General features: G+C 61.7%; 21 protein-coding genes. 9 read left to right on the top strand and 12 right to left on the bottom strand.

Translation table 11 applies throughout. The features are described from left to right. Positions 1 to 11 precede the first annotated feature (11 nt). The 4 genes from AC0L17_RS10440 to AC0L17_RS10425 form a co-directional block, all read right to left on the bottom strand. Positions 12 to 716, bottom strand: a complete 705-nt coding sequence (locus tag AC0L17_RS10440; RefSeq protein WP_091596997.1) for a cytochrome c oxidase subunit 3 — start codon at positions 714 to 716, stop codon at positions 12 to 14. Beyond that, complete coding sequence (gene ctaD / locus AC0L17_RS10435) at positions 713 to 2482, bottom strand: cytochrome c oxidase subunit I (RefSeq protein WP_023802544.1); 1770 nt, start codon at positions 2480 to 2482, stop codon at positions 713 to 715. The genes AC0L17_RS10440 and ctaD overlap by 4 nt, the downstream gene beginning before the upstream one ends. 89 nt (positions 2483 to 2571) lie before the next feature. Beyond that, complete coding sequence (coxB, locus tag AC0L17_RS10430) at positions 2572 to 3387, bottom strand: cytochrome c oxidase subunit II (RefSeq protein ID WP_023802543.1); 816 nt, start codon at positions 3385 to 3387, stop codon at positions 2572 to 2574. Between the two features lie 444 nt (positions 3388 to 3831). Next, positions 3832 to 4740, bottom strand: coding sequence for a LysR family transcriptional regulator (locus AC0L17_RS10425; RefSeq protein ID WP_473515758.1), 909 nt, complete (start codon positions 4738 to 4740; stop codon positions 3832 to 3834). Between the two features lie 147 nt (positions 4741 to 4887). On the opposite strand from AC0L17_RS10425, the gene AC0L17_RS10420 reads away from it, so the two are divergent. Continuing rightward, the gene (locus AC0L17_RS10420) at positions 4888 to 6336 is read left to right on the top strand and encodes an MFS transporter (RefSeq protein WP_473515828.1); all 1449 of its coding nucleotides are present in this window, start codon (positions 4888 to 4890) and stop codon (positions 6334 to 6336) included. Between the two features lie 45 nt (positions 6337 to 6381). On the opposite strand, the gene radC is transcribed toward AC0L17_RS10420, so the two are convergent. Together radC and map are read right to left on the bottom strand one after the other, a co-directional pair. Continuing rightward, entirely contained in the window at positions 6382 to 7146 is a 765-nt protein-coding gene (radC, locus tag AC0L17_RS10415; RefSeq protein ID WP_023802539.1) for a RadC family protein, read from the bottom strand. A 49-nt stretch (positions 7147 to 7195) separates the two neighbouring features. Then, entirely contained in the window at positions 7196 to 8023 is an 828-nt protein-coding gene (gene map, locus AC0L17_RS10410) for a type I methionyl aminopeptidase (RefSeq protein ID WP_023802538.1), read from the bottom strand. A 301-nt stretch (positions 8024 to 8324) separates the two neighbouring features. On the opposite strand from map, the gene AC0L17_RS10405 reads away from it, so the two are divergent. Both AC0L17_RS10405 and AC0L17_RS10400 read left to right on the top strand, forming a co-directional pair. Then, positions 8325 to 8621, top strand: a complete 297-nt coding sequence (locus tag AC0L17_RS10405; protein WP_236377189.1) for a DUF982 domain-containing protein — start codon at positions 8325 to 8327, stop codon at positions 8619 to 8621. Positions 8622 to 8755: 134 nt separating this feature from the next. Further along, the gene (locus AC0L17_RS10400; protein ID WP_473515757.1) at positions 8756 to 9436 is read left to right on the top strand and encodes a DUF2161 domain-containing phosphodiesterase; all 681 of its coding nucleotides are present in this window, start codon (positions 8756 to 8758) and stop codon (positions 9434 to 9436) included. Positions 9437 to 9472: 36 nt separating this feature from the next. Here the strand turns inward: AC0L17_RS10400 and AC0L17_RS10395 are convergent, their stop codons facing one another. Genes AC0L17_RS10395 through AC0L17_RS10385 form a run of 3 tightly spaced genes read right to left on the bottom strand, consistent with a single transcriptional unit; the run spans position 9473 to position 14418 of the window. Then, positions 9473 to 11161: a GNAT family N-acetyltransferase gene (locus AC0L17_RS10395; protein ID WP_473515756.1), complete on the bottom strand. Its 1689-nt coding sequence runs from the start codon at positions 11159 to 11161 to the stop codon at positions 9473 to 9475. 21 nt (positions 11162 to 11182) lie between these two features. Next, positions 11183 to 12520 (bottom strand): HlyD family type I secretion periplasmic adaptor subunit, encoded by a 1338-nt coding sequence (locus AC0L17_RS10390; RefSeq protein WP_473515755.1) that lies wholly within the window; start codon positions 12518 to 12520, stop codon positions 11183 to 11185. A gap of 14 nt (positions 12521 to 12534) precedes the next feature. Beyond that, complete coding sequence (locus AC0L17_RS10385; protein WP_473515827.1) at positions 12535 to 14418, bottom strand: type I secretion system permease/ATPase; 1884 nt, start codon at positions 14416 to 14418, stop codon at positions 12535 to 12537. On the opposite strand from AC0L17_RS10385, the gene AC0L17_RS10380 reads away from it, so the two are divergent. Continuing rightward, a complete protein-coding gene (locus AC0L17_RS10380; RefSeq protein ID WP_473515833.1) occupies positions 14408 to 14998 on the top strand; it encodes a hypothetical protein in 591 nt (196 codons plus the stop codon). The genes AC0L17_RS10385 and AC0L17_RS10380 overlap by 11 nt on opposite strands. Positions 14999 to 15583: 585 nt before the next feature. Here AC0L17_RS10380 and AC0L17_RS10375 read toward each other — a convergent pair. Together AC0L17_RS10375 and AC0L17_RS10370 are read right to left on the bottom strand one after the other, a co-directional pair. Further along, positions 15584 to 17587, bottom strand: a complete 2004-nt coding sequence (locus AC0L17_RS10375) for a type I secretion protein (protein ID WP_473515826.1) — start codon at positions 17585 to 17587, stop codon at positions 15584 to 15586. A gap of 147 nt (positions 17588 to 17734) precedes the next feature. Beyond that, positions 17735 to 19819 (bottom strand): hypothetical protein, encoded by a 2085-nt coding sequence (locus AC0L17_RS10370; protein ID WP_473515754.1) that lies wholly within the window; start codon positions 19817 to 19819, stop codon positions 17735 to 17737. A gap of 662 nt (positions 19820 to 20481) precedes the next feature. On the opposite strand from AC0L17_RS10370, the gene AC0L17_RS10365 reads away from it, so the two are divergent. Next, positions 20482 to 21192, top strand: a complete 711-nt coding sequence (locus tag AC0L17_RS10365) for a helix-turn-helix transcriptional regulator (protein ID WP_473515753.1) — start codon at positions 20482 to 20484, stop codon at positions 21190 to 21192. Positions 21193 to 21200: 8 nt separating this feature from the next. After that, positions 21201 to 21683, top strand: a complete 483-nt coding sequence (locus AC0L17_RS10360; RefSeq protein ID WP_027156248.1) for a hypothetical protein — start codon at positions 21201 to 21203, stop codon at positions 21681 to 21683. A 193-nt stretch (positions 21684 to 21876) separates the two neighbouring features. Here the strand turns inward: AC0L17_RS10360 and AC0L17_RS10355 are convergent, their stop codons facing one another. After that, positions 21877 to 22404: a transglutaminase-like cysteine peptidase gene (locus AC0L17_RS10355; RefSeq protein ID WP_236389063.1), complete on the bottom strand. Its 528-nt coding sequence runs from the start codon at positions 22402 to 22404 to the stop codon at positions 21877 to 21879. Between the two features lie 492 nt (positions 22405 to 22896). Here AC0L17_RS10355 and AC0L17_RS10350 point away from each other — a divergent pair, with 492 nt between their 5' ends. The 3 genes from AC0L17_RS10350 to AC0L17_RS10340 all read left to right on the top strand — a co-directional run bounded on the left by AC0L17_RS10350 (position 22897) and on the right by AC0L17_RS10340 (position 25990). Further along, the gene (locus tag AC0L17_RS10350; protein ID WP_473515752.1) at positions 22897 to 23391 is read left to right on the top strand and encodes a hypothetical protein; all 495 of its coding nucleotides are present in this window, start codon (positions 22897 to 22899) and stop codon (positions 23389 to 23391) included. 335 nt (positions 23392 to 23726) lie between these two features. Beyond that, the gene (locus AC0L17_RS10345; protein WP_473515751.1) at positions 23727 to 24791 is read left to right on the top strand and encodes a glycoside hydrolase family 88 protein; all 1065 of its coding nucleotides are present in this window, start codon (positions 23727 to 23729) and stop codon (positions 24789 to 24791) included. 194 nt (positions 24792 to 24985) lie between these two features. After that, positions 24986 to 25990, top strand: coding sequence for a D-alanine--D-alanine ligase family protein (locus AC0L17_RS10340; protein WP_473515750.1), 1005 nt, complete (start codon positions 24986 to 24988; stop codon positions 25988 to 25990). The last annotated feature ends 19 nt before the right edge of the window (positions 25991 to 26009 follow it).

Below are 26009 nucleotides of genomic sequence, written 5' to 3'. Positions count from 1 at the left end.
GTCCGGCCCTCCTAGGTCAGCAGCTGTCGGCAAATTTCGATAAAAGTCGCGGCCCAGCCGGCCAGAAGTGCAAAAATGGCGAGCCAGACGAAAAGCAGGAAATGCCAGTACATGGCGCACAGTTCGACGCTGAGGCGAAGCCGCTCCGGCCGTGCTCCGTTCCAGGCGCCGGCAGTTGTTCTGCCCAGGCCCACCAGCCCGCCCAGTATGTGCAGCCCATGCATCCCGGTTATCAGGTAGAAAAAACTGTTGGCCGGATTGGCGGTCAGCAAGTAGCCGTCGGCGGTCAGTTCCCGCCAGGCCACAAGCTGTCCGACCAGGAAGGCAAGAGCGGTGAGCCCAGCCGTGACGAGGCCGAGCCTGACCGCGTCGATCTCGCCCCGGCGCGCAGCGACCGAGGCGCATTGCAGCGCGATGCTGCTCAGGACCAGCACGCCGGTGTTGAACCAGAGCACGCGCGGCAGCGGCAGCGCCTGCCAGTCCGACAGCGCCATGCGCATGAAGTAGGCGCTGGTGAAAAGCGCAAACAGGCAGCCGACGACGGCGAGGAAGACGCCGAGCCCGATCTTGGCGGTCGGCAGCGCCGATCCTTCCGGGCCGATAATATCCCCGATCAAACCTTGCTCGAGCCATGGCTTGGCCATCAGTCTCTGATGGGAAAGCCACCATCCGACAAAGCCGACGATGACGAGGAGGAAGACCAGAATGACGCTCATGCCGGCTCCCTGGAGGATCCGAAGGAGCCCGGCATGTTTTGCGGGATAAAGTCCTCCTTGGCGCCCGGGACGCTGTAGTCATAGGCCCAGCGATAGACGATCGGCAGTTCCTTGCCGAAATTGCCATGGGCGGGCGGTGTTTCGGACGTCTGCCATTCAAGCGTCGTGGCGCGCCACGGATTGCCGCCGGCCTCGCGGCCGTGGCGGATGCTCCAGATCAGATTGAACAGGAACACGATTTGGGCAAAGCCGACGAGGAACGCCATGATGCTGATGAACGCGTTCAGATCGTGGGCCGACTCGGTCATCACCGTCGTGGCGGTCAGTTCGTTGTAGCGACGCGGCACGCCCATCAGGCCGATGTAGTGCATGGGAAAGAAAATCAGATAGGCCCCGAGGAAGGTGACCCAGAAATGGAACTGGCCCATGGCCTCGTTCAGCATCCGGCCAGTGACCTTCGGATACCAGTGATAGATCGCCCCCAAGATCACGAGGATCGGGGCAACGCCCATGACCATATGGAAATGGGCAACGACGAACATCGTGTCCGATAGCGGAACGTCGACGACGACGTTGCCGAGAAACAGTCCGGTCAGCCCGCCATTGACGAAGGTGACGATGAAGGCCAGCGCAAAAAGCATCGGCACGGTGAGGTGGATGTCGCCGCGCCACAATGTCAGCACCCAATTGTAGACCTTGATCGCGGTCGGGACGGCAATGATCAATGTCGTGGTGGCGAAGAAGAAGCCGAAATAGGGATGCATGCCGCTGACATACATGTGGTGCGCCCAGACCACGAAGCTCAGCGCGCCGATGCCGACGATGGCCCAGACCATCATCCGGTAGCCGAAGATGTTCTTGCGCGCATGGGTGCTGATCAGGTCGGACACGATGCCGAAGGCCGGCAGCGCCACTATGTAGACCTCGGGGTGGCCGAAGAACCAGAACAGATGCTGGAACAGGATCGGGCTGCCGCCGCCGTGCTGCAGTTGTTCGCCCATCTCGACGATGGCCGGCATGAAGAAGCTGGTGCCGAGCGCACGGTCGAACAACATCATCACGCAGGCGACAAACAGCGCCGGGAAGGCGAGCAGCGCCATGACTGTCGCGGTGAAGATACCCCAGACGGTCAGCGGCAGGCGCATCAGCGTCATGCCGCGTGTGCGGGCCTGCAGCACCGTCACGACGTAGTTCAAGCCGCCCATGGTGAAGCCGATAATGAACAGGATCAGCGAGACGAGCATCAGGATGATGCCCCAGTCCTGGCCGCCTGGTGTGCCGGTCATGATCGCCTGCGGCGGATAAAGCGTCCAGCCGGCGCCGGTCGGTCCGCCGGGCGCAAAGAAGCTCGACACCAAAACCAGCACGGCGAGCAGGTAGATCCAGTAGCTCAGCATGTTGACATAGGGAAAGACCATGTCGCGCGCGCCGACCATCAGCGGGATCAGGTAGTTGCCGAATCCGCCCAGGAACAGTGCCGTGAGCAGGTAGATCACCATGATCATGCCGTGCATGGTGATGAACTGGTAGTAGGCTTCCGGGGTGATGAAGTCGAAGGTGCCGGGGAAGCCGAGCTGCAGCCGCATCATCCAGGACAGCACCAGCGCCACCATGCCGATTGCCGTCGCCGTCGCCGAATACTGGATGGCGATGACCTTGGCGTCCTGCGAAAAGACGTACTTCGTCCACCAGCTGTGCGGATGGTAGAGTTCCATCTCCGCGACTTCGGCCGGCGGTACCCCATCTGCAGGTGTGACATCGACCATATAGGAACACCTCCGTGTCCTTTTCGGCCAGGCTCGACAGTTTCGAGCCGTGCCGCAATTTCAACCCAAATCGCCGTCTTTGCCGGCGTCTACTCTGCCGAGCCCACCTGCTGGGGGGCCGACAATTGCGCAAAAGTCTGCTGTTCGCCGAGCCACGCCAGATAGTCTTCCGGCGTGTCGACCATCACCACGCCATTCATCAACGGGTGCCCCTGGCCACAAAGCTCGGCACACAGGACCTGAAAAGTTCCGGTCTTGGTCGGGGTGAACCAGAAATAGGTGACCGAGCCCGGGATCATGTCCATCTTGGCGCGGAATTCCGGCACGTAGAAATCGTGCAGCACATCGATCGAGCGGAGCAGCATCTTGACCGGCTTGCCGACCGGCAGATGCAGGTCGGCGGCTTCGACGACGACATCGTCCTGGCCGTTGGCATCACTGGGGTCTACGCCGAGAGGATTTTCAGGGCTGACGTTGCGGGTGTCGGACGTGCCGAGCTTGCCGTCCTTGCCGGGCAAGCGGAAACTCCACTGCCATTGCTGGCCGACGACTTCGACCTCGGTTGCGTCGCTTGGGACGCTGACGAACTGGTTCCAGACGAACAGGCCGGGAACCAGCATGGCGGTGACGCCGATTGCGGTGACGATCGTCAGCCACCATTCGAGCCGCTTGTTCTCGGGTTCGTATGCAGCCTGGTTGCCCTCCCGGTGACGGAAGCGGAAGACGCAATAAGCCATGAATAGGACGACGGCGGCGAAGACGACGCCGGTGATCCAGAAGGTGATGATGATGGTGTTGTCGATATAGTCCCAATTAGAGGCAATCGGCGTCCACCACCATGGGCTCAGGAAGTGGAACAACACTGAGCCCACAACTACCAAAACGAGTACAAGCGCTATGGCCATATCCCGTTCCTCCCGGCATTCCAAGGGCGCGAAGCCGTCCCAGGAAATGCCAAATGCATCATAGCTCGATTTCCGGTCGAAATTCTAGTGCGGTCTTCCCGTCAGACGAAAACGCAATGGCGATGATGTGGAAGAACCCAAGAAGAAGAAGGCTGCGGCGAAGAAAAAACCTGCTGGGGCACCGAACAACACGGCGTTCTGCCGGATCGTGAAAGGCCGCCGGCTCGCGGTGGAGGAGGCTGGTTCGGAATGGTGCCGACGCGATAAAGGCGATTGTTTTTCGCCGACCGGCTCCTGCTGTCCTGGCGATTCAGCTGCTGTCGGGGCGAGGCGAGGCCGATTTCGACCTAACCGGGTTCAGCGAGGCGGTCGGTCGGAATCGCCGGCACCTGCAACCTAGAGTTGCTATGATCGAATCAGCAACGCTCCCTTGACCGTTGCGCTTTAAGAGATCCAGTGGGCTTTTCCGGTGCAAACGTCTCGAACGCAGCCGCGCAGCCACCGGTGCGCCGGATCGGCATCCAGCCGCGGGTGCCACAAAAGTGAGACCGCGATTTCCGGCAGGGGAACCGGCAGAGGGAACCAGAACATTCCATCGCGCAGGTTTCCCGTATAGCGTTCGGGAACGCTGGCGATCAGGTCTGAGGCACGCGCCAGAGCCAGAGCTTCCGAAAAGCCGCTGACGACCGTCACGATCTCCCGTTTCAACCCTAACGGCGCAAGGGCATCGTCGATCGGTCCCCTGTCGAGTCCGCGACGGGAGATGAGGATGTGCCGGCCGGCTGCGTAGCGGGCAGGGGTCATCGTGACCTCGCACAATGGATGTCCCATCCGCACGACGCCGACGAAACGATCACGGAACAGCGCTTGCGCGCGCATCTCCGGTCCCGTGGCCTTTCCGACAACGCCGGTTTCCAGGTCTACGCTACCGTCGCGCAAAGGCGTGCTGTCCTTGTCCGGCTTCAGCACAAAACGCAGCCGCACGCCCGGTGCTTGTTCGCCGACGCGCGCAATGAGATCCGGCCCGAAATTCTCGACAAAGCCATCCCTGTTTCTAAGCGTGAAGGTCCGCTCAAGCCGTTTCAGGTCGAGCATCTCGACAGGACGCAAAACGGCTTCGGCGTTCTGCACAAGCTGACCGACGCGCTCGCGGAGCTCGAGGGCCCGAGGTGTCGGAACGAGGCCGCGTCCGGCCCTGACCAGCAGCGGATCGCCCGTCGTCTCACGCAATCGCGCCAGCGCCCGGCTCATCGCCGACGGGCTCAGCCGCAGCCTTCTAGCGGCGCGCGCCACGCTGCCTTCCGTCAACAACACGTCAAGCGTGACAAGCAGATTGAGGTCGGGATGCGACATATGATGATCGTAGCATGGCCGGAACGATCTGACATGTCGTCAAACGCAATGATTACGTGCAAATGATGCGCCTTCCGCCATCTCAAGCAAAGGACTACCTGTCTGCCAGCTCCGTTTCGGGAGTCGCGCCAGAAAACGGAGTTCATGTTGAAGCCAATCGATGCAGGACGGGCAGTCGCCGAAAATCCAGAACAGGCACCTGCGGTTCGGTGGGCGCTCGCCAGCCTTTCGCTATCGATGTTGCTGTCCTCGCTCGGCATCAGCATCGCCAATGTCGCCTTGCCGACGTTGACGCAGGCGTTCGACGCCTCGTTCCAGGAGGTCCAGTGGATCGTGCTGGCTTACCTCCTCGCCATCACCACCCTGATCGTCAGCGTCGGGCGACTGGGTGACATCACCGGTCGCCGGCGGCTGCTGCTGGCCGGGCTGTTCCTGTTTACGGTGGCCTCGGTCCTGTGTGGCGTCGCGCCGACGCTCTGGCTGCTGATTGCAGCCCGGACGGCCCAGGGCTTGGCGGCGGCCATCATGATGACCCTGGCCATGGCTTTTGTCGGTGAGACGGTGCCGAAGGCAAGGACCGGCAGCGCCATGGGGCTGCTCGGAACGATGTCGGCGATCGGCACCGCTCTCGGTCCCTCGCTCGGCGGTCTCCTGATTGCCGGAGCCGGTTGGCGGGCGATCTTCCTCGTCAACGTGCCACTGGGCTTGCTGGCATTTTGTCTCGCCTACCGCTATCTGCCGGCTGATCGCCGGGAGCCGAAGACCGATCGGGCCGGCTTCGACGTTGTCGGCACGCTGCTGCTTGCCCTGACGCTTGGCGCCTATGCGCTCGCGATGACGATCGGGCGTGGCAGTTTTGGTCAGCTCAACCTGGCTCTATTCGTGGCTGCAGTCTTCGCGGCCGGTTTGTTTGTGCTTGTCGAGGCGAGAGTGGCGTCGCCTTTGATCCGATTGGCCGCTTTCGGCAATACGACGTTGAGCGCGAGCCTCGCCATGAGCGCGCTCGTGGCGACGGTGATGATGGCGACACTGGTGGTCGGGCCGTTCTATCTGTCTCGTGCGCTCGGGCTCGACGCCGCTGTTGTTGGCATCGTCATGTCGGTCGGTCCGCTTGTCGCCGCGCTGACAGGTGTGCCGGCTGGTCGCATAGCCGACCGTTTTGGCGCTGGGCGCATGACCGTCATTGGGCTTATCGCGATAGCCGCCGGTTGCTTCATTCTATCCGTGATGCCGGCAATATCGGGCATCCCTGGCTACATCGCCCCGATCGCCGTCATCACATCTGGCTATGCGCTGTTTCAAACGGCAAACAACACCGCTGTCATGTCGGATATCCGCCCGGACCAGCGGGGCGTCATTTCCGGCTTGCTCAATTTGTCGCGCAATCTCGGGCTCATCACCGGCGCATCCGTCATGGGCGCTGTGTTCGCATTCGCCTCAGAGGCCATCGACATCGCAACGGCGCGGCCCGACGCCGTCGCGACCGGTATGCGGATCACGTTTGCAGTCGCGGCAATACTGATCATCGTCGCGCTCGTCGTTGCGGTCGGAGGCCGCGTTCTCGCGGCACGCCCGTCGCTGCCTGGCGTGTCATGACACGAGACCGGACGCTTTGGGGCCGATGCTTGTCCAAACAGGGCGTCAGATCAGCAGCAGGCCCTTCATGCTGGCATGACCCTTCTTGCCGATGATGATGTGATCGTGGACGGCGATGCCGAGCGGTTTGGCCGTCTCGATGACCAGCTTGGTCATCTCGATGTCGGCGCGCGACGGCGTCGGGTCGCCTGACGGATGATTATGCGCCAGAATGATCGCCGTGGCGGAGAGTTCGAGCGCCCGCTTGACCACTTCGCGCGGATAGACCGGCGTGTGGTCGACGGTGCCGACCTGCTGCACCTCGTCGGCGATCAGCGCGTTCTTCTTGTCGAGAAACAGGATACGGAACTGCTCGCGCTCCTCGAAGGCCATGACCGACCGGCAGTATCCGAGAACCTGCGTCCAGGACGACAGGACCTCGCGGCCCTTGATCTCGCTACGCGCCGCGCGTTGGGCGGCCGCGGCAACGATCTTCAGATCGAGTGCCACTGCCGGACCGATACCGCTGACCTCCTCAAGCCGTGCGACGGGGGCGCCAAGCACCTCGGCCAGCGTGCCGAAGCGTGCCAGCAATGCCTTGGCGACGGGCTTGGTGTCGGCGCGGGGGATCAGGCGAAACAGCAAGAGCTCCAGCAATTCGTAGTCGGGGAGGGCGTCGGAACCGGCCGCAAACCGTTGGCGCAAGCGGTCGCGATGGCCGAGATAGTGCGGCTTTTCGGGCGACTTATCGACCGAATTGGCTTTCGCGAGCGGTTTTATCGGTGTTTCGGGAAAGAAGATCCGTTCGTCATCGTCGCTGGTCTTTCCCATAGGCCGCCCGCATTTTCTTGACCGGAAAGATCCGGCCCTCGCGCAAACACTATGCTGGCAGGCCGGGGCGGTCGAGGTTTTTTGGCGACAGCGTGAAAATCTCGCATCCGGTCTCGGTGACGCCGATCGTGTGCTCGTACTGCGCCGACAGCGAGCGGTCGCGTGTCACCGCCGTCCAGCCATCCGACAGCACTTTTACGTGCGGCCGGCCGAGATTGATCATCGGTTCGACGGTGAAGATCATGCCCGGCCGCATCTCGACGCCCTCGCTGGCGCTGCCATAGTGCAGGATGTTCGGCGCATCGTGAAAGAGCTGGCCGACGCCGTGGCCGCAGAAATCGCGCACCACCGAGCAGCGCTCGGCTTCGGCATAGGTCTGGATGGCGGCGCCGATGGCGCCGGTGCGGGCGCCGGGCCTGATCGCGGCGATGCCGCGCATCAGGCATTCGTGCGTGACCTCGAGCAGGCGCTCGGCGGCGCGCTTGATCGTGCCCACCGGATACATGCGCGAGGAATCGCCATGCCAGCCATCGAGGATGTAAGTGACATCGATGTTGACGATGTCGCCGTCCTTCAACGGCTTGCTGTCGGGGATGCCATGGCAGACGACGTGGTTGATCGAGGTGCAGGACGACTTGGTGTAGCCGCGATAGTTGAGCGTCGCCGGCAATGCGCCGTGATCCATGCCGAACTCGAAGACGAAGCGGTCGATGGTTTCGGTGGTGACGCCCGGCGCGACGATCGACACCAGTTCGTCGAGGCAGCGCGCGGTGAGATCGCAGGCCTTGCGCATGCCGGCAAAGCCTTCTTCGCCATAGAGGCGGATCTGGCCGGTGTTTCTGAGCGGTGCCGTGGCGGCGTCGAGATAGGTGACCATTGTGTCCGTCTTGCCGGGTGAAAGGGCTTCTGTTGAGCCCGCGAGAAAAGTCCCCCAGATTTGGCACCGGACGGCGCCAGGTTCAAGGACGAACTGCCGGCGATTGGGCTCAGGCCGGCGATATTCATGCTTTGCGGCTTCATCTTGTGCGTGTCCGGCCCCATGCCGGGCCGTTCGTCCGCACTGACGACATATTTTGTGAGCAAGAAGTTTCTGGGCAAGAAGCGGGGCCTGAGCGGAAAGCTGGTCAAAGCAACTTTTTGCGGCGAGCGGCGTTGCTGCGCGTTCTGGAGAGACAGGAATGGACAGATTGCAATTCGAGGTGCCGGTGCGCATCACGACCGCGCCTGGCCTGCCGGTCGAGGAAATATACAGCGTCGAACAGGCGCTGGATTTCCTGCAAGGCTGGCCGGTTCGCCGCCAGGGCCCAGTCTATCAGGCCGCGTTCAACGCCTGCTTCGGCGCCACCGTCGACCTGGTCGAGACCGAGGAGGCTTGCCGGGCGTTCATGGCATTCTGCCGGGTGAGCCGCCTGCTGGCCAGGGATATGATGGTCCCGCGCAAGCGCGGAGGCGAGGCGAGGGGGCTGAGGGCTTAACGGCTGAGTGGGCAAGTCCCAGCAAATTGCTTGATGCATGGCTCCGTGTGTTGACGAGTGGCAAATCTGCCCTCGGTGGCAACGCCTGTCGGTGATGCTGTGCCAACCAGCCACGAATCGGCTATGCGTCGCGCATGCAGGAAACGTCTCTTTACATCCCGGTGAAGCGGTTTCTTGAGAGTCTGGACTTCACTGTCAAAGGCGAGGTTGGCGGCTGCGATGTCGTGGGACTGCGTGACGGCGAGCCGCCCGTGCTCGTCATCTGCGAATTGAAGCTGCAGTTCAACCTCGAACTCATTCTTCAAGGTGTTGACCGTGCTGCGTCATGCGATGAGGTCTGGCTCGCGGCGAGGATGTCAAGTCGAGGCAAGGGCCGCGAGCACGATCGCCGGTTCCGTGCGCTGTGCCGGCGGCTCGGCTTCGGCCTTCTCGTGGTTGGCTCCGCCGGCAACGTCGAATTGCTGCTCAGTCCGGCCGCCTTGCCGCCCCGGCGAGACCCGAGGCGAAGATCGCGCCTGGTGGACGAGCATCGGCGCCGGCGCGGCGACCCTGTAGTCGGCGGCGGCTCGCGTATGCCGGTCATGACCGCTTACCGGCAGGACGCGCTGGCCTGCGCCGCTGCCATGGTCGACGGCCCAAAACGCCCGCGCGATCTGAAAACCATTTCGCCACGCGCCGCCAATATCCTGCTTCACAATGTCTATGGCTGGTTCGCCAGGGCCGAGCGCGGCGTTTATGCGCTTACCGACGTTGGCCGTGCTGCGCTACAGCGCTGGCCTCAATCGGCTTCTGACGAGGCGGCACGAGTCGTTTGAGCGACTTGCAGCGGCAGGCAGACAACGAAGCCCCCGTCAAGTGACAGAAGAGGTGGAGCGGCTTACGGTTGCCGGCCGCGCAACCGTGAGCAGAGTGGTCAGCCCCAGCGGCAGCGACGGCTGGATGACGGGCTTCTCGCGCTCAGGTTTCTTTAGAATGTAGAGCGGCTTGGCTGTCCTCAACTGCTGCAATTGTCGCCGGGCCTTGGCGCGCAGGGCGGTTTCCGCGGGGGCGGGCGATCCATTCTCAAGGACCAGAGTGAAAGCCTGGGCCGCCTCATCCGTCCGCTGCAGGGCGAGAAGGCTGCGGCCCAGGGCATAACGCGCCAGGATGAAGCCTGGATTGAGGTCCGTGGCTCGCCCAAACGACTCGATGGCTGCGGAGTGGTCGTTTAGCGACTGCTGCGCAATGCCCAGGCAAAGCCAGGCGTTTACAGATTGCGGCGACATCGCTGCAAGCGCGCCGAAGCATTCCGCAGCCTGACGGTGATCGCCCTTGGTGCCCAGAACGTGACCGAGTCCGTACAGAGCCTGATCATGCGTCGGCTCGGTGTTCAGGATCTGGCGATAGATGTTTTCGGCCTGGATGATCCAACCCTTCTTGTGGAGGCCGGCCGCCTGCTGCAACGCGCCGACCAAGGATCGCCTGTCCAGCCGGTCGCCAAGGTTCCGGCCGGTTTTGGTTCGTACCAATGTGCAGTTGAGGACGGTGTCGTGGGTTCCGAAGGAATATTTGTAAGGTTCGTTGCCGCGCAGGAAATCATATGTCCGGAAACCGTTCTCGATCGCGCGGCGGATGCAATAACCGTGCAGGACCAGTCCCGACGGCAGCATGTCGGCCGTCTCGTCGCGCCCGACCATGTGGAACAGCATGCTCTTCTTGACCGGATCGAGGAAGATCGCGAGAGCGCTCAAGGGCCGGTCGCCGTGCCAAAGTACAGGCACAAACAGCGTGCCCCGTTCGAAAGCTTGCCTGAACAGCGATCGGTTGCTCTTGACCAGGCCGGGAACCAGCTTCCCCTTCCGCGGCGTCCACTTGATGCGCCAGAACTCGAGCAGGATGTCGATATCGCGCTCGATGGTAGAGGCGTCGGCATGCGTTATGCGAAACTCGTCAGAGTTCTCCAGTTTCCGGAGAAATCTCCGCATCTTTTGGCGGGTGTTAGCGCTGAGATTGTGCAGAAGATAATCTTCCCATGAGGACGGGAGGTCGATCGCCGGGCATATGCAGTTGTCAACATTGTCAACCTGGTTGACGCGCCTCATTCGACGCATCGTCAGCCGATTGTCGGAAAGCTGCTCCATCAGCCAGCCTATCCTGCGTTCCGACATCCGCAGGTTTTCCAGATGCAGGCTGGCCCAATGCATCGTCTTCAGATGCTTCGCGAAAACCGCGATTGCCCGGTAGGCGTATTCCGGCGCGCACAGGATGCCGGTATAATCGGCTGCGAGGTTTCCCCCCATATACACTTCATGGTAGATTTCGCCGGTATTTTTCCTCATGCTGGTGCGCAGCCGGAGCGGCAGAAGCGCGACATAGGGAGAGCCCGGCGGCCCCTTGCGCGCCGCCAAAATGAACCATTCACCGTCGAAGCGTCGAAGATAGTGGGAAAGAAAGTCCCACGAGACGAAGAAATGCGCGTCGGGATCCCTGGCGTAGAGGTCGTCCCAGTTGTCGCGAAGCCCGTTCAGTTCTTCCGGGCGTGTCAAGACGTCGATCTGCATACTTACCCCCCGCCTCTACGGTCAGCGCTCATTAAATGCCCTAGCCATGCTGTCCTTGATCGGCTTGGACAGGTAGCTGAAAAAGGTCCGCTCCGCCGTCTGGATGAGAATTTCAGCGGGCATGCCTGGCGTCGGAACAAATCCAGGCACGCGAGCCAGTTCGCTGACCGGCAGGTTGACGCGCGCCAGATAAACCTCCTTTGCGGTCGGGCCGGAGGCGTCGGGGAGCGAGTCGGCCGAGACGTAGTAGACTTCGCCGTTCAGAACCGGCGTCGTGCGCGCGTTGAGCGCGACCAGCCGTACCGTCGCCTTTTGTCCGACCTTGACATTGTCGATCTCGGTGCGAGGCACCTGCGCTTCTATGATAAGCGGCACATTCGCCGGCAAGATCTCCATGATGCTCTTGCCGCTCTCGATGACGCCGCCGGACGTGTGGTAGAACAGCCGCACGACAGTGCCCGAAACCGGCGCATTGATCGTCGCTCGGCGCAGCACGTTTTGCGCCTCGCGGGACTGTTCGCGGATGCTGTCCAGTTCGGTTTCAACGCCCTCGAGTTCGTCGAGCGCCGCCTGGCGGTAGGCGTTTTCTGTCTGCCGCATCTCCTGTTCGTGCTTGATGACCTGGGCGCCGGTCTCGGATATCTCGGCTGAGAGCCGCCCCATCTGACCTTCGGCATCTGCTATGGCGCGCTGAATCGCCTTGATTTCGGTCGCGCGGATCAATCCCTGGTCGAGCAGGGTCTTCTTGCCGGTATACTCCTCGCGTAGCAGACCGAGCTGTATCGTGACCGCTTTCAGCAACTGCTCATAACCGCCCGCCCGGAACTTCAGGGCGCCGATGTTCTGGTCGAGCAATCGGATCTCGCTGCTCATTTTGGTGCGCGAGCCCTCGAAGTTGAGACGCTGGCTATGCACGATCGAAGCAATTTCCGGGTCGTCGCGATTTTCGGTTATTGTGGCCGGGAACGCAATCGTCTCCGCCCCGTGCACCTCGGCGGTCAAGCGCGCCACGATCGCTTCAAGGCGCGCCTGGCGGAAGAACAACTGCCGTTCCTTTGCCCGCGCGGCCGTTTCGTCGAGCAGCACCAAAGGCTGATTGGTTACGACATGGTCGCCTTCGCTAACCAGAAGCTGCTTGATGATACCCCCTTCGAGGTGCTGGATGATCTTGTTCTGCCCAGTGGCCACGAAGCTTCCTTGCGCGACGATCGCGGCTGCGAGCGGTGCCGTGAATGCCCAGGTGCCAAATCCGCCGAAGGTGACGGCCATCAGCAGCAATCCAGCGGTCGTCTGCTTCCAAATGGAACGCGGAACGGCGCCATACCATTGAGCGTCTTCGATCTTGGCTATTTCCTTCACGGCCGCTCTCTCTCTCATTTGACCTGAATATTGGCAAAATGGCCGCCATCGAGGCTCATGCCGCGCGCCGCCAAAGCCTGGAGCACGTCCTGACGCAACCCGAAAAGAGCCACGGTGCCGTTGACGAGCACCAGGATCTTATCCACGGTCTGCAGCAAAGCAGGCCGCTGCGTGATCGTCACCATCGTGATCTTTTGCTCTTTGGCTTGCTGCAGGGCGCGCGACAAAGCCAACTCGCCAGCGGTGTCGAGGTTCGAATTCGGCTCGTCGAGGACCACCAATTTCGGGCTGCCGAAAAAGGCGCGCGCCAAAGCGATCCGCTGCTTCTGCCCGCCAGAAAGCGGCGCGCCATCGGCGGCGACAAAGGTCTCGTAGCCATGCGGGAGCGAGGCGATCAGTTCGTGCACGTCGGCCAGCTTGGCGGCTTCGTAAATTGCGCCATCGTCGACGTCTTCGCGCATTCTGGCGATGTTCGCCTTGATCGACCCCGGGAAAAGCTGCACGTCCTGGGGAAGGTAGCCGATGCTTTCACCAAATTGCCGCTGATCCCAGTTCCGCAGGTCCATCAGGTCGAGCCGCACGCTTCCCGAAGTTGGAAGGATCGAGCCGACGAGCATTTTGCCCAAGGTCGTTTTACCGGCGCCCGAATTGCCGATGATCGCCAGCGAGTCTCCGGCCTCCAGCCCAAAGCCGATGCCATTGAGCACGACACGTTTGGTTCCTTGCGGCACGAACAGCAGCCGCTCGACATCGAGGCGCCCTTCCGGACGCGGCAGCTTCAGGCGTTCGAAGTTCAGCGGGGATTCCTTCAGCAGCGCACTGATGCGGCCAAAGGCGGCGCGTGACTGCACAACCTGGTTCCACCCTTCAATCGCACCCTCGATCGGGCCAAGTGCGCGACCGGCAATGATTGACGCGGCGATGACCATGCCGCCCGTGACCGAGCCTTCGATGGCCAGATAGGCGCCCCAGCCGAGCATTATGACCTGGGTCAGCAGCCGGACGCCCTTGGAAAGAGAAGCAAAGGCTATGTTTCGGTCCTGAGCTATGACCTGCCATCTGAGCGAGTTGCCGGTATCCTTGCCCCAGATCCACACGGCTTCCGGGATCATCGCGAGCGCGTTGATGATCTGCGAGTTGCGCGACATCGAATCGACGTGGAGGTTGGCTTTGGTTTGGCTTGTGTTGGCCTCGCCGAACGGCTTGGCGGTTGCGCGCTGGTTGGCGAGCGTGATGGCCAGCAGCAGCAGCGCCGTCGCCACGACGATGAAGCCGAGGTCGGGGTGGATCAGGAATATGGCCAGCATGAACAACGGGGCCATCGGCGCATCGAGAAGAGACAGCAACGTGGCGGACACCAGAAACGTGCGCAGCTGCTGAAGATCCCCCAGCGTCTGATATTCGCGCCCATTGCTGTGCAGTGAAGCCCTGGCGGCTGCGCTGAGGATTGGTCCGCCCAGTTGGGCGGCGACCTCGACCGCTGTGCGCATGAGGATAAAGCGCCGGATGGCGTCAAAAACCGACTGCAGGATGACTGCGCCGACGATCACGATCGTCAGCATCACCAGGGTGTCGACCGAGCGGCTCGTCAGCACGCGATCCGAAATCTGGAAGAGGTAGACAGGTATCGCCAGCACCAGCACGTTGGTCGCGATCGTGAAGATCATCACTGCGATGAGGTTCTTCTTGACCGCGCGAAGGCCGGCCGTGAGGCTTGCCGAGAGATCGACCGGGCCGAGACGCTTGTGGAATGCGCCGCCGCCGCCGCCATTGCCGCCGCCACCGCCGCCCCCCTTGCCGGTTCCGGTCGGGCCGCCGCCGCCAGGCACTTCCCGGGCAAGCAAGGGACCGCGGTCGCCCTCGATTGTCACGCCGGGCAGAACCGGCTTGTTCTTCATCTCCTGCGTGGGCGGCTCTACTCGCGCGCTCGGCTCGTGCTGCTTGCCGGGCGCGTCCTTCGGTGCGTTGGGCGTCTTGCGTTCCAATATTTCCGGCTCCGGCTTGCGCGCCGGTTCTTCCTTTGGCGGTAAGGCGCGCTGGGCCGGCTCGGAGATCCGAGGGCCTGGTGGCCGGATCTCCTGCGTGGGCGGCCCTACTCGCGCGCTCGGCTGGTCCTGCTTGCCGGGCGCGTCCTTCGGCGCGTTCGGCATCTTCCGTTCCAGCATTTCCGGCTCGGGCTTGCGCGCCGGCTCTTCCTTTGGTGATACGTCGCGCTGGGCCGGCTCGGAAATCCGAGGGCTCGGTGGCCGCATCTCCTGCGTGGGCGGCTCGCCTCCTCGCGCGCTCGGCTGGTCCTGCTTGCCGGGCGCGTCCTTCGGTGCGTTCGGCGTCTTGCGTTCCAATATTTCCGGCTCGGGCCTGCGCGCCGGCTCTTCCTTTGGTGATACGGCGCGCTGGGCCGGTTCGGAAATCCGAGGGCTCGGTGGCCGGATCTCCTGCGTGGGCGGCTCGCCTACTCGCGCGCTCGGCTGGTCCTGATTGCCAAGTGCGTCCTTCGGTGCGTTCGGCGTCTTGCGTTCCAGCATTTCCGGCTCGGGCTTGCGCGCCGGCTCTTCCTTTGGTGCTACGGCACGCTGAGCCGGCTCGGAGATCCGAGGGCTCGGTGGCCGGATGGGGTCGAGGCCTCTTATGCTGTCTGCGACTGGAGCAGCGGGCGTGGCCGGCGGCGGAGCCGAAGGCGCTTTTGCTTGCGGGGAGGGTGGCTGCACCTCGCGTTGCGGAGCGCTTCTATCACCAGGTAAAGGCGCGGTTGAAGGGCGCGCTTGTTCGGTGACCTTGGCTTGTTCGGTGACCTTGGCTGGCGTCGCGTCGCGAAGCGATGTCGGCGTTTCGGCCGGCCGGGCGTCCACTATGCGCCACAATTCGGCAACGACATCGTCCAGTTTTTCTACCGAACGATCGACCGCCCTGCTGTGACGAAACCAAGTCTGTGCGATCGGCTCGGCGGCGCTTCGCCCGACTGCGTCGCCGCCGTCATCCGGCCGATCCCATTCTGGTTCCTGGGCGAAAGCGCGCCCGGTTTGATCGCGATCTTCGGTCATTGCTGCCACCCCGGTTCGAAAATCACGCGAGAACGCTTTGCATCGGATCGGAATAGGTCTCAGGCACGAGCGAGGGATACGCCACGTTTTGAGAGGCTTCCGGCGCCAGCATGTCGTCATCGAGGAAAGCGACCGCCTCATTCACCAGCACGTCGGGATTCTGGCCGCCAAGATCGGGGCCGGTGGAAATCAGCTCCGCCTGGATGAGGATCTCGTCCGAATAGATGCCGCCGCCGACATAGGTCTTGCCGGTGGAATCCACGTCGGCGATGTAGGCATAATTGACCAGCGAATTCGTTCCCGTCGAAATTGTCCAGTCCGCCTCCGGATGCGCCAGCGCATTCATGGCCAGCGCCACCTGATCGCTGTCGCCAAGAATGGTGGTCTGTTTGATGTATTGCAGATTGAGGATGTCGCCGGAGATGTAGAGCACGCGAATCGCCCCGATGCCCGCGAATGCGCCGTCGCCCAGTATGTCGGAAAGGTCAGCTTTGCCGTTCTGCAGGCTTTCACACGCCTTGCGATAAGCTTCAGACATCGCCTCGAAGCGATCGCCGGCGCCGTAATTGACGATGTTGGCCTGGTTCCAAAGCAGATTGTCGCTGGTGGAGGCCGCGCCTTGGCCGGTTGTCTGGAAACCATCGACCGCGCCGATCAGGTCGTTGTCCAGGAGCACGTTCAACTGATGGATGATGTTGGCGTCATAAATGTTTCCGCCGACGACGATCAGGTCGTAGTTGAAGCCCAGTTCGTCCAGCGAAATGTCGTTAGCCGCCGTGTTGGCGCCGGCCGTCACCAGCGTCTTGACTCCCGATGACGACAGGACGGAAACGTCATTGTCCATCATGAAGGTGTATTGCTGGATCCAGTTCATGATGAGCAGGTCGCCTTCGACCTCGGTGACAACCCAGTGCTTGGGAAAGTCACCCTGCTTGGCCTGCGACGCCGCAGCTTCCGCCGACGGATCGATGCGCTTGAACATCGCGATATTGAAGCCTTGGGTCGGATCGGTGGCGTTCAGGCCCCAACCGTTGATGGAGGAACTGACGAGGTCGCTGTCGCACGAGACATTGATCTGAATGATCGCGTTGAGCTCGACATGGTCGCCCATCACTGCGCAAACCGGCGACTGCAGCCAGTTGTTGGCCATCGCCACGCTGTTGACGAGGAGATTGCCGCCGGCTTCCAGTTCGACCGAAACATCGATGTCGATGCTTCCGGACCCAGGCGTGTAGGAGGGTTGCTCGGCCTCTTCTTCCTCGTCCTCGTCCTCCTCGTCGGCTCGACGGTGCTTCTCCGGGAGGTGATCGTCGAGCTTGGGCGCTTCGTCCACGGATTGCCCATTAACGTAAGTGCCTTCGATGACGTCGGCCTTGACGACGAAAACATCGGCTTCGCCATCCGTTTCCTCCGGATAGCCGTTGAGCCGTTCGCCGGCTGTCTTGATGACAGCCACTATCTCCTCGGACGAACCCGGCATTTCCAGATCGTCGATCGGCGACAGATCCGCCGCCGCGCCCAGCAAGGTTGCCATTTCGGCAGCATGGTCCGCTGCTGCGGGAGAGAATTTCAGGCCATGTCCGCCAGCGCCTGTATAGTCGTTGTCGGAGAGCCGAACCTCCTGATTGATAAGGACCGCCACCGAGCCAGGGGGCTCGATATGGGGCAGGATCAGGCGTGAGGGCGCACTCCCCATCGGGTACGCTTCCTGGGGAAGCAGGAAACCTGGATAGGCGACGTCCGGCTGCGGGATCGCGGGGATGTCTGGAGGAACGAATTGGAAATCCGACCAGGGTGTCGACAGGACAAGTTTTGGTGGAACTGGCGAATACTCGATGGAGGGAACGAAATCCTTCAGAGTGTATCCTGCGTCGACGTTGACCGTCTGACTGGCAAGCTCCGGCGTTTCTTCCTCGACCGCCTGGGCCGCCTTGAATTCGTCATAGGCTTTCCTGAGACGGGTTTGCTCCAGCGTGATTTCAAAGAGTCCCACAAAGTGGCTGATCGCCTCGGTGATCTTGTCCATATACACGGAAGTTTCCTCCGGTTTTCGAGATCATCCGCGCCCTTGCCGGGTCGCGCTTCTCTTCTCTGGTTCGAAAGACTGCGCGGGGTTTTCCCCCGCGCAGTCCCTTTTTTGCAGGTCCCGCCGTTGCGAGACCTGCCATGCCAGTTATGTGGCGTCGTCTTCGCCAACCAGCGAGCTGGTGAGGTTGCCGCCCACTACGGTCATGTCGACCGAGTGGCCTTGCAGGTTGGCGCCCATGACGATCTGCTGGTTGAAGCCGTTCATGTCGATGGTGCCATTGGCGTTGGCCTGGCTGATGGCTTCAATGTGCTGGTCGTGGCCGATGTTCGACCCCCAGCTGCCGCCGTCGCCGCCAGCGCCAGCCGCGCCGCCGGTCGCAGTCGCTGCGCCGCCGTTGCCGCCAGCGCCGCCCGTGGCGTCGCCGCTCCAGGCATAGCCACCGTCCGCACCGTCAGCCCAAGCGCCGCTGAGAGCAACCGCGCCCGTTCCACCGGTCGCCGTCGAAGCGCCGCCAGTAGCATCGCCGCCAGTCGCGTCGCCGTTCGTGGCCGCACCGCTGGCAGCTGCGCCACCGGTGTTGACGTTGCTTGCCAAGCCGCTGCCGGCTCCGCCGCTGCCGGCACCGCCGGTTGCGTCGCCGCTCGTGCCAGCCCCACCCGCGCCGCTGGTCCCACTGCCGCCGGCGCCGCCGACGCCAGAGCCAGAACCAGTGCCGGAGCCGGAGCCTGAGCCAGCGCCGCCGGTCGAGTCTGCCGCGCCGCCAGTCGAGGTTGCAGCACCGCCATCGACATCGGCGAAGTTGCCGGCATTCGCGCCGCCGCCGCCGCCGCCGCCGCCCCCGCCGCCGCCGCCGCCGGTGTGGCCGGCATCGGTGTCGCCATTCGCGGCGATCGGGATAGCTACGGCGACGTTGTCATCCTTGGAGAACCAGGCATCGCTGTCGCTGCCAGCTTCGGCATCGTCCATCAGCGCCAGGGCAACCGGCACCGCGGTCGAGTTGCCGCCGTTGCCGCCGTTGCCGCCGTTGCCGCCGTCGCCAGCCTTGGCGTCGGCAAAGCCAAGCGCGCCAGCGTCGCCGCCCTTGGCGTCGGAATTGCCGCCGTCGGCCTTGGAGTCGCCGCCGACGCCGACGCCCAGGCCGAGGCCCAGACCGAGCCCGACGCCGTCGCCGCCGTCGCCGCCCTTGGCGTCGCCGCTGTCGCCGCCATCGGCTTCGCCGCTGTCGCCGTAGCCGCCCTTGCCGTCACCGCCGAGGCCTGCACCGACTGCCACGCCGTTCGCGTCGCCGCCCTTGGCGTCGCCGCTAACCGCGATCGGCACGGCGTCGCCGCCATTGGCGTTGCCGCCGTCGGACTTGGCGTCAGCGGAGCCGACGACAATCGGCACGCTCACGGCCACACCGCCGCCCTTGGCGTCGCCAGCCTTGGCGTCGCCGCTATCGGCATCGCCGCCCTTGGCGCCGAAGCCACCAAAAGCGACCGAATCGCCGGCATGGCCGCCGTCGCCGCCGGCATCAATGCCTTCCTCGGACTTGGCGTAACCACCCTTGGCGTCGCCCTTGTTGCCGAAGTAGCCATCATTCTTGACCGTCGCGCTGCCGAGGAAGTCGTTGTCCTTCATGTCGCCGGTCTGGTTGATGATGGTGGCGCTGTGGCCATTGCCGGCACCGGCAAACGCACCGTTCAGGACGTCCGAGAAGCTGACGTCGTCGCCCGGATCGAAGCTGATGTCGCCGTCGCGGCTGAACATCATGACGCCGCCGAGGCCGACAGCCACGTGGTCGAGGTCAGCGAAATCGTCGTCCGACTTTCCGTCCGACGACGCGTGGGCGCTAACACTGGCTTTAACGTCGGTGTGGTTGGTGTTGGAGTTGGAGTTGTTGTTGTTGTTGTTGCTATTGTTGCTGTTGTTGTTGCTGCTCGAATTGCTATTGTTGTTGTTGTTGTTGCTGGTCGAATTGGCCGTAGCGTCAGCGTCGCCAATGCCGATGCCGGCGCCGATACCCACGCCTACGCCGACGCCGACACCGGTGGAGTCAGCGTCGCTCTTGGCGTCAGCGTCGGATTTTGAGTCGGCATCGGATTTGGCGTCGGCGCTGGCGTCGCTCTTGGCGTCGGCGTCGGCGTCGCTCTTGGCGTCAGCGTCGGATTTTGCATCGGCATCGGCATCGGCGACGTCGCCGATGAACTGCCAACCGGTGTTGGAAGTATTGTTGTTGCGAGTAGTCATTGTCGTTCCCTTGGTTAGGGGCCGCGACAACCGAACCACATTCATTCTGACGTGGTCTTGGGCTCATCGCGGCCGTTAAGTTTTCATGTGGTTGGTTTTGGATCGCCTGCGCCTAGGGGACTAAGGCCGGAGATCCGGTCATCGTCTGTTTGTACGGCGTCACCTCCCTTTAACGGGGGAGCGAGGCAGCCAGGTTGCGCACGAGTTTCCGCCTGCGCCGCCCAACGGTGCGGTCGCTCGCTGCTCTCGTGACTCTCTGGATGTTCCCCAAGCTCCCAATTCGGAACATTGGAAGTTTGTGACCGTCAGCGGTAAATTGTAAGCTGATAGTTGGAGCTAGCCCGTTTGGGACGAGCTGCTCGCCATGAAGTGTTAAATCCTGGGGGGAAGACCAGGTCGGCAGCAATCGTGAATCGCTGACAGTTGCGCGCCGCGCCGCTGCCAGCACGGGTTGCCCTAGCAATTGCCTAGCTCGTCAGGACTATATTTTTTTGCCTATTTTTGAGTTAGGAAGTCGTTAACGTGTGTCGTCCGGGTTAGGGGTTCCCGGCCTTTAGCGAGTGCAAGTAAACGGGTGGGCCATGAGTGGGGTGGATGGGGTGGAGGCGAGCGGACGCGGTCGAGCTGATACAGCCGATAGAGAATCCTGGGCCCGACGAACCTTGCTGTTCATCGCCCCTGACGACACGATCTCCGATAGCCTGGTGCATGCCGTCGAAAGGGAATTCCCGTGGATCGGGGCTGAGCGCGTTCGCGACCTGTCCGCCACCTGGGCTGCGTTCGATCCTTCGGTTTCCCTCATTCTGATCGATGCGGTGTTTCTGAGCGAGATCGATTCCTGTTCCGCCCAGCTGGCCCGCTTCCACCCGGCAGCCATGACCGCTGTGATGCAGGACGACGGCAGGAGGCCGCTTTCCCCCGATGAAGTCTTTGCGTCGCGAGTGGTGCGCGGCGTGCTTCCCATGAACCTGAAGCTGGATGTGTGGCTTTCCGTGATCAGGCTCATGCTGCGCGGAGGCGAGTATTTTCCCTTGGCCATGTTTCAGCCGTACCTGAACAACGGCATCCCGCATAGCGACGCGAAGGAAGCGAAGCCCACCATCAAACGGCAAGCCGCACTCGAGGAGTCAGGCCAGCTGACATGTCGGGAGAGCCAGATCCTGGAGATGGCGTCGCAGGGACTGCAGAACAAAACCATAGCCGCCGCGCTTCGCCTTTCCGAACACACCGTCAAAATTCACATGCACAACATCATCAACAAGTTGGGCGCCCACAACAGGACTGAAGCCGCAGCCCTTTTTCATGCCCGACGGGTTGCGGCCGCTGGAATGGTTCCCGGTGCGGATCGCCCGGTGATCTTAACTCTCACGTGAGCAGGTCGATGCCACGCTTCCAGGAGATTTTACTGCTTGTTGGTCAATTGAACTACACATGGACCAACACAGAAAGCTTGCTGATTTACCTGATTGCCGGTCTGGCGAAAGTAGACAAGGAGACTGCGATCGTCATTTTCCTGACGCTGAACACCACGCGTGCACGGATCGAGCTGGTCGAGCGGTTGGCGAAGATGGCGGGAACACCGGTTGAATGCCGACGCCAGGTCCTGGAGATCGCCAGCCAGCTTACCCGGCAGGGAAAGCTGCGCAACAAATACAGCCACTGCATCTATTCGTTCGACGAAACGGGAACGCATGCGAGCACGCAACTAATGCGCATCTTCGACAGCAAGGATGCAATCAAATATGGGAAGATCGAGGAGCTCGACGATTCCGAGATGAAGCGGATCAGCGCCTCCATCCAGGCGATCAGCGCAATCAACAAGGATATTTGGCGGGTCGTCGAAAGCAATTCCTTTCCGCATTGAATTGCTTGCCCTGTGCCGCCGCGCATCGAGGTTGACGTGGGCCACGATCAGGCCGCCGTGACCTCTGCCTGTACGCATTATCGCGCAGAGCCGGTAACGGTAGCGGCCAACCGTCGGGCTGAGGACGCCAGATGAAAGATAGATCCGGTTTGCGCCGCGTCGAAATCGGCGCGGGGCGATCAAGGCACGGGTGTCAGGTTCTTATCCGCGTCCACTTGCCGTTTTCGGACTGGGACTGCCGAGCAAAATAACGGTACGAGGTCCGTGACCAGTTCCTGATCGCGCCCGTCCTGTTGTCCAGCACCAGATCGCCCTGGTTCGTCCGCACCGTAAGGACCGTATGACCTGCGCCGCCAAGTGTCGCAACGGTCAGCAACATGGCGGATGCGGGCCACCCGCGCTTCAACAGCTCGGCTTTCTTGAGGATGGCGAAATCCTCGCAATCGCCTTCGCCGGTCGGCAAGCCCCAGACATCGGCTCGGCCTGCGGAGTCTCTGTCGCCTCTCTCCTTGATGCGGCGATTGACCGACTTGTTCACGCTCGCAAGTTCCGCTTCCAGCCTCGGCGTGAGTTCGACCGCTTTGACCTTGCCGCGGGTGCTGCAGAGCGCCGGATCGCTGGCGCAGAATTTGTAGAAGGCGGCCGGTGCAAAGGCGTAGCCTTGCGTGGCCATCTTCGTTGCTGTTCCGGTTGTTTGATTGCTGCAGCCGGCCAACAAAATGGCCGCCGCGAGAAGCGCCGCCGAACGAATCACTGAGTGTCCCCTTTTGGTGGGTCGGCATAATCCTTATGGGGATTGGTAAATCAACCCTGAGAATCGCGATTGCGCAGGAACAAATTGTTTGCCATACTTAACAAAGTGTTACCGATGGTCGGTAATATTGACCCTTTCGCGCAACCAAGGGGACGGGAGCGCCTTTTTTTCCCTCAAGGAGGAAGAAAATGCACCTGTACCCTGACGTCTCAAGCACGATTCTAAGAATACTGCTCCTTTCATCCGCTGCCTTCACGGTGGCAATGATCACACCGGCAACCGCACAGCAGAGTCAACGTCCTCGGCTTGCGGCTGCACAGTGCCAACCTCTCACTGAAGCCAATTTCGCGCTTTGCTGTATTGCAGCCAACCGCACCAGCATTCTTTCCGCCGCGCAAATCGACATGTGCCCGCCGGTTACCACGGCCCTTATCACCGCCGCCTTGAACGATGGCGGCGATGGTGACGGCGGCAATGGCGGCGGCAGCGGCGGCAATGGCGGCGGCGGCAATGGCGGCGACGGTGACGGCGACGGCGACGGCGACGGCGATGGTGACGGCGACGGCGATGGTGACGGCGACGGCGACGGCGATGGTGACGGCGACGGCGGCAATGGCGGCGGCGGCGGCGGCGGCGGCGGTGGCAGTGGCGGCAGCGGCGGCAGCGGCGGCAGCGGCGGCAGCGGCGGCAGTGGCGGCAGCGGCGGCAGTGGCGGCAGTGGCGGCAGCGGTGGCAGCGGCGGCAGTGGCGGCAGTGGCGGCAGTGGCGGCGGCAGCGGCGGCAGTGGCGGCGGCAGCGGCGGCGGCGGCGGTGGTAGCGGCGGCAGCGGCGGTGGCGGCGGCAGCGGCGGCTAACGACCCCACCAGATGTTCGCTCGATAATCGCGAAGGTGAGCGTCTAAAGGCGCTCACCTTCCGATTGGGATACTCAACTGGAGGGCCGGCGCGAGGCTGACTATCGGCCGCGAAGCTATCTTCACTCCTCCGCGCCGGGCTTCGTCGCAGACCGGCCCTTCAATTGCAGCGACAAACCAGGATCTTCACGGCTCTCTACGCTCATTTGGAGCCCGGCCCTACAGCCGAGGCCGTTGCCACCGCATAGACCCTGCCATTACAGTCGACGGTTGAAGAGCAGCCCAAAACTCGATCAATCTCGGCGAAACCATGTCCGCCCACCGGGTTCAAACCTCCAAACGCCTCATGCCGAAGACGAGCTTTCATCGCGCCGAACGGTCTCCCGAACGACGGACGGACGTGTCGCTGCCTGAGGAGATGGCAAGGATCCGAGACTTGGCGGAAGCCTGGATAATCCGCAATATTGGAAAAAGAGGCCTGTTTACCTACAGTATTAATCCGTATACGGGCGAGAAATCTGAAAAAAACAATGAACTAAGACAGCTTATGTCATCGCGCACGTTGGCGGAAATGAGCGTAGGAAATCTCTCGCTTCGCCCTGTTCATCGCCGGAATTTGTCGTTCATCATGAATACGTGGTATAGGGAGGAGGGTGGTATTGGTTATATTGAATATGATGGCAAGTCAAAGCTCGGAGCAAATGCGATGCTGCTTCGCACATTCGCGGCAAGCCCTCATTTTGAACAGTTCCAGTCAAAGGCCAGGGCAGCCGCGGATGGCATCCTTGCGCTCCAGAATGCAGACGGGTCTTTTCGCCCTTGGCTAAAGGAGCCGAATTATTCCTTCGACGCAAAATACCTCCTAACATTCTACTCAGGGGAAGCACTGGTAGCTTTGCTGGAATATTATTTCCGGACTGGATTAACCCGTTATTTCGACGAAGCGTCGCGCAGTGCAGAATTCTATTTAGATGAATATGTCCGCAATATCGCAGATAATTATTACCCGGCATACGTGCCTTGGCACACCATCGCTTATCGGCATCTATATGAGTTGACGAAAGCCGATAAATTCGCCGAGGCGGTGTTTACTCTGAACGACAAATTGCTTGAACTTCAGGACCGGTCGTACAGGATTGGACGATTCTTCAATCCAGAAACCCCTCAGTACGGCCTTCCGCACGCGTCCTCGGACGGAGTTTATACCGAGGGGCTGGCTTATGCATTCGAGATGGCGCAGCGGACAGGGGATGAGGTGAGGGCAGGGCGATACCTTGACGCTATTATGCTCTCGTTGAAAAACATCGCATCCTTGCAGTATAGAGAAAAACTGGATGAATCTTCTCTTCCTTTTTATGCGTACCGAGGAGCCATCAGGACCAATGCAGAGAAAAATAGGTGGGCTCGCATAGACAATGCCCAGCATACGATAGACGCTATCCAGGCCTTGGGGAATTTTCTCGGAAGCAAGCAGGCTTCTACATTCGAGCTGGGGCTTTGACTCCGTCAAAGGACAGCCGGGAGCTCCGAACTGCTCTTGCTTTTCTTCACCCGGGCAGTGCGGCCAGCAACCCAGTCTGGATCTGTACCATTTCGACCTTCAACGCCACCCAAAATATTGCCCATGGTTCTGCTTGACCGGCTCAAGCCATGATGCAAGCATGGAAAAGCGTTTTGAACACATCAGGCTCATAAATGCCGACGTTGGAATACCTGTTGACCCCATCGCCGGAAGAGCTGGCGCAAACCCATGTGCTGTTTTTGGCGCGTCATGCCCTCGACTCCAGCCCGGAGCGCAGGGCCAAGTACGGCTACCACGTCGTCTACCATGCCATCATGCTCGAAACGCTGCGCGGGCTGGGTTTCAGGGTCACGCCGGCGAGCGAGCACGAGGTGCTGTTCGGGCCTCTCGACTTCGATTTCCTCTATGCCATTCACTCGCATGCGATATTCGATGGTCACGAGCTCCTGGCGCCGGCAATCGCGGCCTATCGTGGCGTCCCCTGTCTCGGCGCATCGGCGTCAAGTCGGGCGGTCTCGGAAGACAAGGTATTGGCCAAGCAGTTGGCTGCTTCCCTGGGGCTCGATGTCGCCAAGCACAGGATCATGCAGCCCGGTGAGGTCAGCAATGACAAGTTCAGCCTGCCCGGTTCCTGGATTGTCAAGCCGCGAGGGGGTATCGCTTCCGACGCAATTGTAAAGGTCGAGAATGAAGCGGATTGGCGGGATGCGCTGACAACCATCTCGGATCCACGTCACGGCGGCCGTGAATTCATTGCAGAAGAGTTTGTGCCGGGCCTCAATCTGACGGTTCCAATTGTCGAGGGCTTCCCCCCGGGTTCATTGGCGGTCTTCGAGGAGCGCGGCCGCCCTGGCGACAATGTTCTGACCAATGAAGCAAAGCGTGGGCTCAACAGTTCCTACAAGTCCGCTCCTTACGACGGACCGGGAGCTGAAGAGGTTTCGGAGGCAACCGCACGAATGGTGGCCGAGATGTCGCCATTCGATTATGCCCGCTTCGACTTCCGTTATGATCCCGACACGCGGCGGACCGTTTTCATCGAAGTGAACATCGCCTGCAACATGGCGCCGGCCTCGGCGGTCTATCGTTCGGCCGCCCTGCATGGGATCAAGTATGCAGAACTGGTGGGACATGTTTTGACGCACAGTCTCAGGCGTCAGAGAAAGCGGCAAAGATAACCGCAACGCTCGATTGGGC

The sequence above is a fragment of the Mesorhizobium sp. WSM4829 genome, from assembly GCF_055811475.1.
Note: the sequence above shows the minus strand (reverse complement) of the source record. Positions and strands in the feature narration are given on the sequence as shown.

Excerpts from the sequence above, each read along its gene's own strand:
- AC0L17_RS10440 (WP_091596997.1), bottom strand. The coding sequence starts at position 716 with ATGAGCGTCATTCTGGTCTTCCTCCTCGTCATCGTCGGCTTTGTCGGA.
- ctaD (WP_023802544.1), bottom strand. The coding sequence starts at position 2,482 with ATGGTCGATGTCACACCTGCAGATGGGGTACCGCCGGCCGAAGTCGCG.
- coxB (WP_023802543.1), bottom strand. The coding sequence starts at position 3,387 with ATGGCCATAGCGCTTGTACTCGTTTTGGTAGTTGTGGGCTCAGTGTTG.
- AC0L17_RS10425 (WP_473515758.1), bottom strand. The coding sequence starts at position 4,740 with ATGTCGCATCCCGACCTCAATCTGCTTGTCACGCTTGACGTGTTGTTG.
- radC (WP_023802539.1), bottom strand. The coding sequence starts at position 7,146 with ATGGGAAAGACCAGCGACGATGACGAACGGATCTTCTTTCCCGAAACA.
- map (WP_023802538.1), bottom strand. The coding sequence starts at position 8,023 with ATGGTCACCTATCTCGACGCCGCCACGGCACCGCTCAGAAACACCGGC.
- AC0L17_RS10405 (WP_236377189.1), top strand. The coding sequence starts at position 8,325 with ATGGACAGATTGCAATTCGAGGTGCCGGTGCGCATCACGACCGCGCCT.
- AC0L17_RS10400 (WP_473515757.1), top strand. The coding sequence starts at position 8,756 with ATGCAGGAAACGTCTCTTTACATCCCGGTGAAGCGGTTTCTTGAGAGT.
- AC0L17_RS10395 (WP_473515756.1), bottom strand. The coding sequence starts at position 11,161 with ATGCAGATCGACGTCTTGACACGCCCGGAAGAACTGAACGGGCTTCGC.
- AC0L17_RS10385 (WP_473515827.1), bottom strand. The coding sequence starts at position 14,418 with ATGAAGAACAAGCCGGTTCTGCCCGGCGTGACAATCGAGGGCGACCGC.
- AC0L17_RS10375 (WP_473515826.1), bottom strand. The coding sequence starts at position 17,587 with ATGGACAAGATCACCGAGGCGATCAGCCACTTTGTGGGACTCTTTGAA.
- AC0L17_RS10370 (WP_473515754.1), bottom strand. The coding sequence starts at position 19,819 with ATGACTACTCGCAACAACAATACTTCCAACACCGGTTGGCAGTTCATC.
- AC0L17_RS10360 (WP_027156248.1), top strand. The coding sequence starts at position 21,201 with ATGCCACGCTTCCAGGAGATTTTACTGCTTGTTGGTCAATTGAACTAC.
- AC0L17_RS10350 (WP_473515752.1), top strand. The coding sequence starts at position 22,897 with ATGGTGACGGCGGCAATGGCGGCGGCAGCGGCGGCAATGGCGGCGGCG.
- AC0L17_RS10340 (WP_473515750.1), top strand. The coding sequence starts at position 24,986 with ATGCCGACGTTGGAATACCTGTTGACCCCATCGCCGGAAGAGCTGGCG.